The organism is Sulfobacillus sp. hq2, assembly GCF_002903155.1.
Taxonomy (GTDB): Bacteria; Bacillota; Sulfobacillia; order Sulfobacillales; family Sulfobacillaceae; genus Sulfobacillus; species Sulfobacillus thermotolerans.
The window spans coordinates 106,889-120,347 of record NZ_NWUL01000048.1 but is presented as its reverse complement, the minus strand read 5'-3'; the positions used below and the strand labels follow the sequence as shown (position 1 = coordinate 120,347).

Genomic DNA, 13,459 nt, shown 5'->3' with positions numbered 1-13,459 from the left:
AACAACCCAATGGCCAAATATTTACAGACCACTAGTGTGGGCAGTTTTCCCAAGCCTCCGGAACTTATGGCTGCGCGTGCGCGTTTTCGCCGCGGTGAGATTTCGCGCGAACAGTTGCAACAAGCGGAAGAGGCCGCGACGAAAAAAGTCATGGATTTGCAAGAAGAACTGGGCATCGATATTTTTGTGCATGGCGAGATGGAGCGAGGCGATATGGTCGCTTATTTCGCGGAGAATTGGCAAGGGTTTTCGGAGTCATTGCCGGTTCGGTCATACGGCAACCGCTATTATCACAAACCCATCGTCGAAGGCACTGTGGCCTTGGGAGATGCAGCGGGGCTAACGGTCGCATCATGGCAAAAAGCGGCCCAATTGACGGCCCGTCCTGTGAAGGGGATGCTCACCGGTCCTTATACCATTTGTGACTGGTCTTTCAATGCCTATTATCCCGACCGTCGTTCTCTCGTGCTGGATTTAGCTCATCTGGTGCACGAGGAGGCGGTGGCATTAGAAAAAGCGGGCGCTCGTTATATCCAAATTGATGAACCCGCGTTATCGACGAGGCCCGAAGAATTGGATTTGGCTATTGAAGCCATGGCGATTGTCACAGAAGGATTGACGGCGAAGACCATCAGTCATATTTGTTACGGGGATTTTGATACCATTTTGCCGGGATTATTTGAGCTTCCGGTGGACCAGCTCGACCTCGAAGCCGCTAATCAGAATTATGCATTGCTCGACCTTTTGGCGCGCCATCCTTGGCCCCAAAACAAAGAATTGGCATTAGGCGTGGTGGACGTGCACACGCACCGCATTGAATCCGTCGATGAGGTTAAGGCGGGAATTCGGCGGGCACTTGAAATTGTTCCCCTCAACAATTTGCTGATTGACCCGGACTGCGGATTAAAGACGCGTACATGGGACGAGGCGACAGAGAAATTGCGCGTAATGGCGCAAGCGGTTCAAGCAGTGCGGGAAGAGGAAGGCCTCGAGTGAAATCGTTAGCGGATGCTTTAAGGGACCCGACGTGGATTATAGGGGACGGAGCATCAGGCACGGCGCTTATGGCGGCGGGGATCGACCCCGCTGCTCTTCCTCTCGTGCCGCTAAGACAGCCTGACACGTTAATGAATCTCCATCTCCAATATCTCGAGGCCGGAGCACGGTTGTTAGAGACCCAAACCTTTTCCGCCAATGGGAGCAAACTGGCGGCACTGGGGCTCGAAGCCGACGTTGTCTTATTGCACCGCCGCGCAGCGCAAATTGCGCGACACGCGCGCGATATCTTTGGCGAACCCGCGTGGATTGTTGGATCGATAGGACCTTTGGCACAACCTGTCGCCTCGCCGGTTATGGAGAGCCTTACGCATGAAGAGGCCGTGGACTATTATCGCCCGGTGGTCGCGGGACTGTTAGCTGGTGGAGTCGATGGCTTTATTGTGGAGACGATGTCTGATATTCCCACGGTATTAGCCGCGGTAGAAGCCATTCGCGAGGAAAGCCTCTTGCCGATTATTGTGAGTTTTGCGTTTTCACCGGAAGGGGCGACGCGTTACGGGCTTACGCCCGAACAGGCCATTGAAGCGATGGGCCAATTACCAGGCGGTCCTCCTCAGTTGGTGGGTGCCAACTGCGGAAGTGGACCGGCTCCGTTGCTGGATGCCGTGATTCGAATGGCGCCACGGGCCAAAGATTTGCAGATTCCGTTAGCCGCCTTTCCTAATGCAGGGCAGCCCGCGATGGTGGCCAATCATGTCCATTATCCGGCCAGTCCACATTATGTGGCGACCATGGCCCCAGCCCTCGCGGAAGCTGGGTGTCGAGTGATTGGCGGGTGTTGCGGGACGACAGCGGCGCACATCCAAGCCATTGCTCAAACACTGCAGCATATGCCTGTTTTGCCCCAGGTCCGGACGTGGAACGTTGAGGACGAACATGCCGCTAATGAAACAATGGGGGGTGAAGGCGCTCCTGAAGGCATAAGGCAACTTTTTGGCAAGCGTTTTGTTGTGAGCGTGGAACTCGACCCGCCTCGGGGCGTCAATCCCCACCGGGTGCTGGAAGCCGCGCGCACCGTATGGGAAGCCGGCGCGGACGCCATTAATATTGGTGATAGTCCCATGGCACGGGTGCGACTCAGCGCGCTTGCAACGGCGCGGTTGATTGCAGAACAGCTACCGGTCGAAACTATTTTGCATTTTACCACTCGTGATCGCAATCTGATGGGACTACAAAGTGATTTGCTCGGGGCCCATGCCTTAGGCATTCGCAATGTACTGGCGCTCACCGGCGATCCGCCGGGCATCGGTGACTACGCCCATGCGACCGCTGTGTACGACATCAATTCTATTGGCCTCGTGAAGGTGCTGGCAGGCTTTAATCAAGGGCAAGATGCGTCGGGACAGAAAATTGGTGGCCATACGGCGTTTGATATCGGAGTCGGGGTGAATCCGACGGCCGAGGACCTCGACCATGAAGTGCTTCGCTTACAGCAAAAACTAGAAGCCGGCGCGGGATTTATTATGTCTCAACCCATTTATGCCAAAGAACAACTGGAGAGATTTTTGGACCGTTTTGGTCCCTTGCCGGTCCCCCTGTTATTAGGCGTTATGCCCTTGGTATCCTATCGTCAAGCATTGTATTTGCACAATGAGGTGCCGGGGATTACCATTGGCACAGAGATTTTAGCACAGTTCGAACATGTCCAAGATGGGACAGCGCTAGGGATTGACATGGCCTGTGCATTGCTTGACGATCTCGAATCGGTTATTCAGGGTGTCTATCTGGTGCCTTCATTCAATCGCGTTGAGCCGCTCTTGCCCCTCATTGCCTATATCCGTCAGGAATTCAGCACGAAAAAAAGGTCGTAAGGTGCTGCGCTGTGTGTTGGAGCAAAGCGCGTACTGCGGCAGGCGAGGGCAGGGTCCACTGGGCGGTTGTAGGGCCGTCCCCAACATGGATAGTCACGGCTGACGGGAGCGCGGCAAAGGCGTCTTCGTCCGTACGGTCGTCTCCTATGACGACAGCTAGGGTTGGGGAGGGCAGGATCGCCTGCACCCGTTGCCACAAGACGTGAACGGCATCCGCTTTCGTTGGGCCGGGCTTAGGGCGAATCTCCCAACACAATTTAGCTGGTACGATCTCAATAGCCTCGATGCCCGTCATGGCGTCACGCACACGGCGGGCAACGGCAGGGCCTTCGGCCGCTGCCACTTGTCGGTAGTGGACGCTAAAGGAATAGGTTTTGTCTTCAATAAGCAATCCTGAAAACTCTTGGCGCAAAGGGGCCAAAGCTTTTGCGATCGCATCATGGTGGCGGCCAAAGGCTTGGACATTCTCATGCGTCCAATGCTCTGGGCCGGCCTGATACTCGGCGCCATGGTTGCCGCTGAAGATCAGCGGCAGTGGCGCAAAACGCTGTTGGATGTCAGAGAGCGCCCGGCCGCTAATTAATGCAATCCGGTGCTGAGGTGATTGTGCGATTTGCCCCAGAGCCCATAGCAAAGACTCTGGGACATGGACCCGGTCCGGGCTCGGAGCGAGATCTAACAAGGTGCCATCGATATCCATGAACCACACACAGCTTTGAATATGGCGATCACAAACGAGACGATGCAACGTGAACTCGGAAAAGAGCGGTTTAGACATAAGATTGCGCAGCCATCTTTAATGTGAGAAAAATATCGGCCATCCAATCATAGATGGTGTGTTCTTCGAGGTGCTTACGCATGGCTGAAATACGATCCGCCCGTTCGTCTGCCGAAATACTCAAAGCTTCATGCAGGGTATTGGCAAAACCCTCCGGGTCTAAGGGATTGATGGGGAAGGATTCGTGTTCTAGTTCATTGGCGGCCCCGGTGGTTTCACTTAATAGCAAGACCCCGCGTTTGTCAACTTGTGCGGCCACAAACTCTTTCGCGACAAGGTTCATACCGTCGACCAAAGAACTCACAACCGCAAAATCCGCGGCACGGAAGAGCCCCATGAGACGAGGGCGATCGAGACTGTGGGGCAATGTAATGATGGGTTTCCATCCGTTCGTCGCAAACCGTTGGTTGACTTCCTGCGTTTTCTTTTCTACCTGCTCGTAGAAGCGCCGATATTCAGCCACCTCCGTCCGCGAGGGGACAACAATTTGAAGATACGTGACGTGTTCGCGGTATTGCGGATACAACGTGTAAAATTCCTTCATGGCGTCTAAACGCGGTAAAAGACCTTTCGTGTAATCGGCGCGATCGACAGAAATCCCTAAAATTTGATCACGACGGTCTACGTGGCGACGAATACCTCGGACCCAACGCCGAATTCGTGGGCTTTCCACCATCGCTTCAATGGCGTTGACATCAACCGAAATAGGAAAGGATTTGACATGGACACTACGTCCTTGCCAATCAATGCGCCCGGTCTCACGATTGACTGTCGTCTTTAACGTTCGCTCGACGGCATTGAGAAAGTATTCAACATCTTGTTCGCTTTGAAACCCGAGCACGTCAGCCCCTAGCAATCCGCGCAGAATTTCCTGGTGCTGCGGACACAAACGGAAAATGGGCAACGGAGGCCATGGAATATGCCAAAAATGCGCGATTGTCACATCGGGTCTCGTTTTGCGTACGAAAGCGGGAAATAATGCGAGCTGGTAATCATGGGAAAACACCCAAGCACCCGGTGGACTGACAGCGCTTACACGTTTGGCGAACTTCTGATTGACACTGCGGTACGTTTGCCAGGCTCGTCGCGAAAACTGAGCCCGTTCAATCAACATGTGACTTAAAGGCCAAAGGCCTTGATTTGAGTACTTCGCGTAATACCCTTGAACTTCCTCTGGACTTAATGTAATACGGTTTAAGGTATAACGCGGACGCTCGGGAGGCACTTGACGCTGGCCTCCACTAGACATTTCGATATCTGCATTGCCCGATCCCCACGCAACCCAGTTTCCGCCTATTTCTTGCAGTAACGGGTCAAGGGCAGAGACCACTCCTCCCGCGGTTTGTATTGTGCGTATTCCACCGGCAACGCGTTCATCGATGTAGGGCTCCCGGTTGGTTACCACAACAAGAGGAGCCTCGATCAGCTGTTTGATGGCCATGACCGTCACCTCTCTTTACAGCCATTGTAACATACAAAAAAGGAAGAAATTTGGTAGATCAAGCCAGAGAGGATGGGGATTTGCGACGAATTTTTCTAAAACGGGCCACGAGCTCGCGAATCTCGGGAAAGCGGAACACGGTTAACATGAGGAGATAGACCAACAAGGATGTGCTGACCGTCCCGACAAGCCCTAACGTTAGGGGAATCAAGCCGTGGATGGCATCTAAAGCGAAGAGGTGGCGGGCGCCGTATACCGCAAGGGCGGTCACGGCGGCGGCGATGAGAGTTTTCACCGCAAAAGGTCGAAAGTGTAGGCTGCTGTTATGTGCAGGATTGAGAGCCCGGATAGTTAATAAGGTCGTATTGAGCCAAGCCGCGAGCCCCGTCGCTAAGGCGAGACCGTCTGCTTGCATGAAACGCACGAGAATTAAGTCCCCTACAATGTTGAACAGAATCGTGATGATGCTAAAACGGGCCGGGCTTTTCGTATCTTGCGTGGCAAAAAAGAGCTTTTGCAGATAAAACGATAAGCCAAAACCCGGTAAGCCGACAGACCAAAATAATAGAGTGCCGGAGGTAATGCGGGTTGAGTAATTGGAGAAAGCGCCATGCTGGTAAATGAGGCGTAAGATGGGAACGGACAAGATCATAAACCAAATGGTAATGGGGACGATGAGCAGCACGACCAGCCGAAAACCACGCATCGCCAGCTTTTGGTAGGTCAATTGATCGTGTTGGCTCTGGTGTTGGGCTAAACGCGTATAAATCGGCGTCGTCAGGGACGAAATGACGAGACCTACGGGAATTTGAACCAAGACATATGAATAGTTTAAGGCGGCAAGACTGCCAGTGCGCAGGGATGATGCCAAGACGCGATCAACAATCACGCCAATGGTACCGACCGAACTGGTCAGAAAAAAGGGCCCTGACATGCGAATCATTTTTCGTAAGAGGGGATGACTGAAGTGCCAACGGAAATGCAAGTGCAGCCCCGTCTTGCTTAACGCGGGGAGGGTAATGGCAAGCTGGGAGACAACCGCAATCAAAAACCCCATAGCAACGCCTTGAATTCCGAAATAGTGGCCGAGGACGATAATCGTGAGGATACGGACGATATTAATCGCGACCGGAGACACGGCCGGATAAAAAAATTGCTCGCGTTCTTGCAAAATACCAACGACTAACCCCGATAATCCCCAAAACAAAATGGTGGGAATCATGATGCGTGTCATGGAAATTGTCAGCGCCAACTCGTGGTGATGAAATCCTGGCGCTACAATATGCATAATGGTGGGCGCAAACAGCTCGCCGACGACGATTAAAAAGGCTGCCAAAATGACAATAGCCGTAAAGACTTCATTGACAAAATTTTGCACAGAACGTTTGGACAACTGCGCATCCCCTTGGGTCATGAGGGGAACGAGGGTGACGGAAATGGCCCCATTTATCGTGCTGAACAACAAGTTGGGCAGAACCGAAGCCATGAGCCAGGCATCGTTGGCGGCTGAGGTTCCAAAATAGGCGGCCATCACGATTTCTCGGATAAAGCCGCTGAGTCGGCTGATCAGTGTGGCTACAAAAATAATGCCAGCCGATAGGCCAATGCTCTGGTGCCGTCCGGCCGCGGTGGATCCTGCGCGGCGCATTTTCAGAGGAATCCCGCCTTCCACGATAAAACGCTAATCTGTCCAAAAGCGATATTAGTATACCAACAATTCGCCATCCCTTCATATCTCCTCGTGAAGAAATTCTTGGCAATACAGGTTAGTGGACGCGATGCACGGGGAGCCTATACAATAGGAAGAAGAGGAATGCGCCATACAGAAATGAGGGGGACTATGAGCGGACAAGGGGCTAATTGGGCAACGCGGCTAGCGATGGCGCGGGATGCAGTGTTGGTCATCTTGGGAGCGGGTCTTGTCTTAATGGCGCTGTGGTGGGTACTCAGCCGGCTAGGCAATGTGGTGGTTGTTTTGATGATGGCTGTCATGTTTGAAATTACGCTGAGCCCGCTTGTCGAACGCCTCGCCTTGTATTGGCGGCGCCCGTGGGCCGTCTTGCTCGTGGTTCTGACGACGGTTGTGGTATTCGCTGTTGGCGGCGTTTTGTTAATTACCGTCATTGCGTCACAGTTGGCGAATTTGGTGGCGAAGTTGCCGCAAGAAATTCAGACCGTGACCCAAACCACCCCAGGGCTTATGGCGTGGTTTCGCCATAATGGGGTGCAACTGAACGTCGTCGAACTAGAAGACCGCTTAGTAAGCAGTTTGGGACAAGTCTCATCATTTTTAGTCACTCAAACGGTCAATATTGTGACGCACTTAGTAGATACCATCGTCGATGCGGCGATTACGTTATTCATCACCGTATACCTGCTATTAGATGCGACGCGGATTCAGTCGGGGGTGTTGCGTCTCATCCCACATAAGCAGCGTGAAGGTCTGTTAGCGGTGGAACACACCCTGGCACGCGTTGTTGGAGGCTATGTGCGAGGGCAGATCGCCTTATCCGTCATTGTAGGTACGGCTTTTGGTTTCGGAACTTGGCTTATCGGATTGCCATATCCGTTGGTGATTGGTGTTTTTGCCGCGGTGATGGAACTCATCCCCATGCTGGGGCCGGTCTTAGGCGCGATTTTACCGATTATTCTCGCTCTTTTCGGGAGACCATGGATTCAGGTTCCTGAGGTGTTAGTATTGCTTGCTGCCGCGCACTTATTGGAATCTCAAATTCTCGGGCCGCGTATTATCCGAAGCCAGGTAGGGATCCATCCGGTTGTGTCGGTGATTGCATTGATGATAGGGGCGACGTTGCGGGGAATTTTGGGGGCACTCTTCGCCGTGCCTATTGCCGGCATCATTGTGGCAGCATGGGTGGCTGGGGTACGAGTGTGGCGTGAAAAAGTGGTATTGCCTTCGCAGCCGACGCCGCCGATTGAATAACTCATATAAACAAAAATACGGCTTCCTTCATTATAGGAAGCCATCAATTTGAGAATCCGATCCCTCAGCCGATTCTCTGGCACTCCACAATCCTAATAGTGCGTCCCTCATTAATTAATTTAGCACTTGTCGGAATTGTTGTCAATATTATTGCGCCAAACGAAGGGGAATAAGAGCATGATTGTTGGTGTTACCGGCGTAAGCGGCGGAATCGGGACCGCACTGGAGGCGCAGTTAACGGCCGACGGGATATCCGTGATCGGCTTTGCGCGCAATCCTCATTCAGGCCACCAGACCCTCGATGTGACATGGGACCGGGAAACAATAGGCGCTACGATAGCAGGGGCTATCGCACCATCACAGCTTTTTGACGGGTGGGTCAATTTGGCAGGGGCTGATATTTTACAAGGCGATGTCCGGAAACTGCCCTATTTATCGCGACTGCACTTATTGTGGACGACGGACGTTGAAGGAACCATCAAATGTACCCAAGCGGTCTTACCCCGACTCCGCCCAGGCGGCGTGATTATTAACATCGCGTGGGACGAGGCCTTGACGGGTGCACAAGGCGCATCTGCAGAATTATACGCGACCGCTAAGGCGGCTATTATTGGCTATAGTGCCAGTTTGGCTCGGTCGCTAGCCCCAACGTTTAGGGTCGGCGTGATCGCGCCGGGATGGGTCAAAACCCGTTGGGCGGCGAGTTTGTCCCCCGAACAGCGCGAACGGCTGATTCAGCAAAGCCGTTCCCAACACTGGATTTCTGCCGACCGGGTCGCGGGCGTTATTATGGAGTGGCTTAAGGCGCCGGGGCCCAGTGGTACGGTGGTGACCGTGTCATGAGCCAACGGTTGGATGGAGCATATCCTCGCTTGGTTATTGCGGCTCCGCGCAGTGGCGAAGGGAAGACCACGGTGACGCTGGCCGTCATGGCGGGCTTGCACAGCGTAGGACAAAGTGTTCAGGGGTTTAAGGTGGGGCCCGATTATATTGATCCCAGTTACTATTACGCGGCTTCCCAGCGCGCAGGGCGTAATTTAGACGCCTGGATGGGCGGGCCTGATGACGTGCAGGCATCGTTCATCAAAGGAATGGCGCAAGCGGATGTGGGCGTCATTGAAGGCGTGATGGGTTATTTTGATGGAAAAAATCCGGTGACGCGAGAGGCGAGCACGTGGCACATTGCGTCGCTGCTGCAGGCGCCCGTGTTGTTTGTGGTTGACGGCCAACGCAGTGCGGCCAGTCTGGCAGCCATCGTGTGGGGATTTCAAAACATGGTGCAGCCTAGTTATCTAGCCGGTGTAGTGATTAACCGGGTAAATTCTGAACGACATTACCGGTTGTTGCAAGACGCTATTGAGCACTACACAGGCCTTTCCTGTGTAGGGTACTTACCTGCTGACGATCAGGTGGCCATTGCGGAACGGGCACTGGGAATCGAGCCCGCCCACGAGAATATCCAGACCCAAGCCTTGATCGACCGCTTGACCTTCCTAGCGAGCCAGACCTTGGATATGGACCAAATTCTTCGCATCGCCCGTCACGCCCCTCGTCTTTCAGGCATTGTGGCTCCTGTTCAGCGCCCTGCGGCGGCATCCAAGGTGATTGCAGTTGCCCAAGACCAGGCTTTTAACTTTTACTATCCACAGAATCTGGAATTGTTGGTGGAGTTAGGCGCAAAACTTGTGCTATTTAGTCCCTTGGCGGGTGACGATATTCCTATCGAGGCGGATGCGTTGTATATCGGGGGAGGATTTCCTGAACGATATGTTGAGCGATTAAGTGCCCAAACGACCTTGTTGAGGCGATACCGAGAGCGGATTTCAGGTGGGCTTCCCACGATCGCAGAATGCGGCGGCTATATGTTTTTGAGCGAAAGTTTGCGCGGCACAGATGGCCAGGACTATCCAATGGTGGGCGTCATTCCCCACAAGACAGCGATGCAACCACGTCTTCAAGCCGTGGGGTACCGTACGATTACGCTTTTAGAATCAAGTCACTTCGGGCCAGGGGTGGCGTTTCGAGGACATGAATTTCATTATTCGCGTACGGTACAACAGCAAGGGCCGGCCGCCTACCGTCTTGAGGGCCGCGGAGGCACTGAAGAAAGCGGTTATGCGCAAGGAGCTTTGCTCGCAGGCTATGCCCATTTTTATTTTCCATCCAATGTCTCAGCAATGGGGTGGTGGATGAACCATCTTAAGGCCAGGCAAAGCCCGTAGACAATGGCTACGGGCTTTGGGTGAGTGCGCCCGGCATGGGCGTGTGCTTTAGGGTGAAAGTCCCAAATGGGGGATGACCGTTCCAACCATAGCCTAAGGCAAGGGTGTTCGTCGCGAGGCGGGATCTGAAGGAAGCCGGCGGCAAACCTCCGGCCGGACGAACAGGAAGTGCATCCGAGGCGGGGCGCGTGGGGCGAATTCGCTCACCAGAACGAAGCCCAATACGGTCAAGCGCGCGTCACGTAAATGCACCCGGTAGATGGAGGGACAGTACACGTTCTTACCCGGGGAGGTCTCTCACGGTACCGCTAAAGCGGAAAGGCGCACCGCAAGGTGCGCGTGACGGGAGAGAAGTCAGCCGAGGCCATACTAGGCCCGCGTGGCCGCGCGGGCTGAAGGGCCGAACATGACCAGAAAGTGGTGCAGCTCATGGATTCGTGGGACACACAACGACAGCCGAATATCTCGCCAGCCGAGAGCCTCGTGTCGGATGACCGGGTGAAGCCCGGAGGGCCGCCACAGGCGCCGAGTGGGTCCTCGGCATCCGGAGTCTCGACACCCGACGCGTCAACCCGTAACCTTATGGACGCAATTTTGGACGGAGAGAATCTGAAGCGTGCGCTACGCCGGGTACGGGCCAATCAGGGCGTACCGGGCGTGGATGGGGTGTCCACCGAGGAGTTCATGGACTACCTCCGCGAGCACTGGCTGACGATTCGCACGCAACTACGTGAGGGAACCTACTATCCGCAGCCCATCCGGGGGGTCGAAATCCCGAAACCGACCGGAGGCGTCCGGATGCTTGGCATCCCGACCGTGGTTGATCGCTTTATCCAACAAGCCATTTTACAAGTGCTCACGCCTTTCTTTGACCCCACGTTTTCGGACCTGAGCTTCGGCTTTCGCCCGGGCGCAGTGCGCACCAAGCCGTGCGCCAAGCCCGCCGATTCGCCGAAGGCGGGGCCGAATGGGTCGTCGACCTCGACTTGGAGAAGTTCTTCGACCGGATTAATCATGACATCCTGATGGCGCGCGTCGCGCGCCGAGTCCAAGACCGCGTGGTTCTCCGGCTCATTCGCCGCTATCTCCAAGCCGGGCTCATGTTCCATGGCGTCAGCACCCCCCGGACGCTCGGGGCAGCCCAAGGCGGGCCCCTCAGTCCCTTACTCGCCAACATCGTGTTGGACGACTTGGACAAGGAACTCGAGCGCCGGGGATTGGCGTTCGTCCGCTATGCGGACGACGCGATGATATTTGTGCACTCCCGCCGGGCCGGGGAGCGGGTCTTGGCATCGGTCACCCGATACCTTGACCGGACACTGCATCTCCCGGTGAACCCAACCAAAAGCGCGGTCGACCGACTGACTCGGCGCCCATACCTCGGGTTCAAGTTCCTGACGCACCGGGGCCAATACCGCATCGGGCTGGCCCGTGAATCACTGCGGCGCGTCAGGCGCCGCCTGCGGGAACTCACGGACCGACACGCTCCCGGACGACTTGAGACGCGCATTCAGCAAGTCAATCGATACCTCGCGGGTTGGATCGGCTACTTCGCGCTGGTGGATACGCCGACGCCCCTACGGGACCTCGACCGCTGGATTCGCCATCGCTTCCGGGCCATCGTCTGGCGCCGGTGGAAACGCGTCCGCACGCGGTACCGGGAACTGCGGGCTCTCGGGGTGCCCGCGTGGAAAGTCAGGGAACTCGCCAATGCACGCAAGGGCCCATGGCGCATGGCCGCGGGGCCCTTAAACAGCGTGCTGACAAGGAGCTATTGGGATGCACTAGGCTTGCACCGTCTCCTCAACCTGTACGAGGTCACACGTCTACGCTGGTCATGAACCGCCGTATACCGAACGGTACGTACGGTGGTGTGAGAGGGCGCGGGTTAGTCACCCGCCCCTACTCGATTTACATGGCGGTTTCGGTGGCAGACACAGGCCGAGAGCGATATTGGGCTCCCAAAATGAGGAGGCCGCCTAATACAAGGAGGGTGGTCATCAGCCCGAGTCCGGCCAGCATGCTATTGTGGCTGATGGTCATCAAGTAGCCGACCAGAAAGGGGCCGAGAAATCCTCCCAAATTGCCTAAGCCATTAATGAGACCCATGGAGGATCCTAATGCGGCGGGACCGACCATGAGGGGGGGAAGCGTCCAAAATACACCAAGAAAAGCCATGACTCCCGCTTCGGTGAGGGATAACAAAATCATCGATAGGGCAGGACTTGCGGTGCCAACGAGGGCGGAGAGTAATAGAGAGACGCCAGCGACAATTAAGGGGATGGCAATATGCCATTTGCGTTCACCCGTGCGGTCTGAGTGGCGGGAATTAAGCCATAACGCCAGCACAGCGGCAATGTAGGGCAGTGTGCTGAGCAAGCCCACGCCGATGGGGCCAAACGACGAAAGGTGCTGTACGATCGTTGGCATCCACAACGTCACCCCATAGAGTCCAGTCACGGCCAAAAAATACACGGCGACTAAGAGCCACACTTGTTTATTCGTAAAGGCCTGCCGCCAATCATTCGCCAGCGGCACTGTTCGTTGGTCATCTTCGGCAAACTTTCTTTCTAAATACGCTCGTTCTTCAGAGCTTAGCCATTTTGCGGTCGCAGGCGAGTCGTCAATGAATATCCACCATACCACGGCCCAAATGAGAGCCGGCAATCCTTCGAGATAGAAGAGCCAGCGCCATGAGAGATGGGCCAAAATCAAGCCAGCGATCGGGGACATAATAATGGCGGCCACCGGTAAGCAAAACATCCAATAAGAATTCGCTCGAGCTCGTTCATCAAACGGAAACCATTTGGCCAAGAGAGCTAACGTGGCGGGCCATACGCCGCCTTCGGCCACCCCCAATAAAAACCGTACCGTTAATAGCTCGGGTACATTTTGTACGGCTCCGGTGAGCATGGCAAAGATAGCCCAAAATATGAGCGACAACGTGATAAATTTCTTAGCGCTCCAATTGACGCCCCAATGGCCGCCCGGAATCTGAAGAAATAAGTAACCGAAGAAGAAGATACCGCCGGCCAGACCGGCCATGGTGGCGTTGGTACTCAGGGTTTTTTCCATGCCGCTGAAACCGAACCCAATGTTAATGCGGTCCATAAACCCAATCGTATACATAAGAAATGCCACGGGAATAATCCGTGTCCAGCGCTTGTGCCCGGTGGGGCGATCGTCAACTACAGTCAATGGAAT

General features: G+C 54.8%; 11 protein-coding genes. 7 read left to right on the top strand and 4 right to left on the bottom strand.

Translation table 11 applies throughout. The features are described from left to right. The first annotated feature begins 9 nt into the window (after positions 1–9). The gene (locus CO251_RS16405) at positions 10–996 is read left to right on the top strand and encodes a methionine synthase (protein WP_103376885.1); all 987 of its coding nucleotides are present in this window, start codon (positions 10–12) and stop codon (positions 994–996) included. Continuing rightward, complete coding sequence (locus CO251_RS16400) at positions 993–2,870, top strand: bifunctional homocysteine S-methyltransferase/methylenetetrahydrofolate reductase (RefSeq protein WP_103376884.1); 1,878 nt, start codon at positions 993–995, stop codon at positions 2,868–2,870. Before CO251_RS16405 ends, CO251_RS16400 begins: the two co-directional genes overlap by 4 nt. Here the strand turns inward: CO251_RS16400 and otsB are convergent. The 3 genes from otsB to murJ are packed head-to-tail and all read right to left on the bottom strand — an operon-like array spanning position 2,848 to position 6,737. Continuing rightward, positions 2,848–3,648, bottom strand: coding sequence for a trehalose-phosphatase (gene otsB / locus CO251_RS16395; protein WP_103376883.1), 801 nt, complete (start codon positions 3,646–3,648; stop codon positions 2,848–2,850). The two genes, CO251_RS16400 and otsB, sit on opposite strands and share 23 nt — an antisense overlap. Then, positions 3,641–5,089 (bottom strand): trehalose-6-phosphate synthase, encoded by a 1,449-nt coding sequence (locus CO251_RS16390; protein ID WP_103376882.1) that lies wholly within the window; start codon positions 5,087–5,089, stop codon positions 3,641–3,643. Before CO251_RS16390 ends, otsB begins: the two co-directional genes overlap by 8 nt. 58 nt (positions 5,090–5,147) lie before the next feature. Beyond that, positions 5,148–6,737, bottom strand: a complete 1,590-nt coding sequence (gene murJ / locus CO251_RS16385; protein ID WP_103376881.1) for a murein biosynthesis integral membrane protein MurJ — start codon at positions 6,735–6,737, stop codon at positions 5,148–5,150. 192 nt (positions 6,738–6,929) lie between these two features. Here murJ and CO251_RS16380 point away from each other — a divergent pair, with 192 nt between their 5' ends. From CO251_RS16380 to CO251_RS16365, 5 genes are all read left to right on the top strand, one after another. Beyond that, positions 6,930–8,033, top strand: a complete 1,104-nt coding sequence (locus CO251_RS16380; protein WP_242968662.1) for an AI-2E family transporter — start codon at positions 6,930–6,932, stop codon at positions 8,031–8,033. Positions 8,034–8,210: 177 nt separating this feature from the next. Continuing rightward, a complete protein-coding gene (locus CO251_RS16375) occupies positions 8,211–8,876 on the top strand; it encodes an SDR family oxidoreductase (RefSeq protein WP_103376880.1) in 666 nt (221 codons plus the stop codon). Further along, complete coding sequence (locus tag CO251_RS16370; RefSeq protein ID WP_103376879.1) at positions 8,873–10,255, top strand: cobyrinate a,c-diamide synthase; 1,383 nt, start codon at positions 8,873–8,875, stop codon at positions 10,253–10,255. The genes CO251_RS16375 and CO251_RS16370 overlap by 4 nt, the downstream gene beginning before the upstream one ends. Positions 10,256–10,738: 483 nt before the next feature. Next, positions 10,739–11,281: a reverse transcriptase domain-containing protein gene (locus CO251_RS17865; protein ID WP_242968661.1), complete on the top strand. Its 543-nt coding sequence runs from the start codon at positions 10,739–10,741 to the stop codon at positions 11,279–11,281. After that, positions 11,185–12,096 (top strand): reverse transcriptase domain-containing protein, encoded by a 912-nt coding sequence (locus CO251_RS16365; protein ID WP_242968660.1) that lies wholly within the window; start codon positions 11,185–11,187, stop codon positions 12,094–12,096. Before CO251_RS17865 ends, CO251_RS16365 begins: the two co-directional genes overlap by 97 nt. A gap of 70 nt (positions 12,097–12,166) precedes the next feature. Here the strand turns inward: CO251_RS16365 and CO251_RS16360 are convergent, their stop codons facing one another. Further along, positions 12,167–13,453, bottom strand: a complete 1,287-nt coding sequence (locus CO251_RS16360) for an MFS transporter (RefSeq protein ID WP_242968659.1) — start codon at positions 13,451–13,453, stop codon at positions 12,167–12,169. Positions 13,454–13,459: the final 6 nt, after the last annotated feature.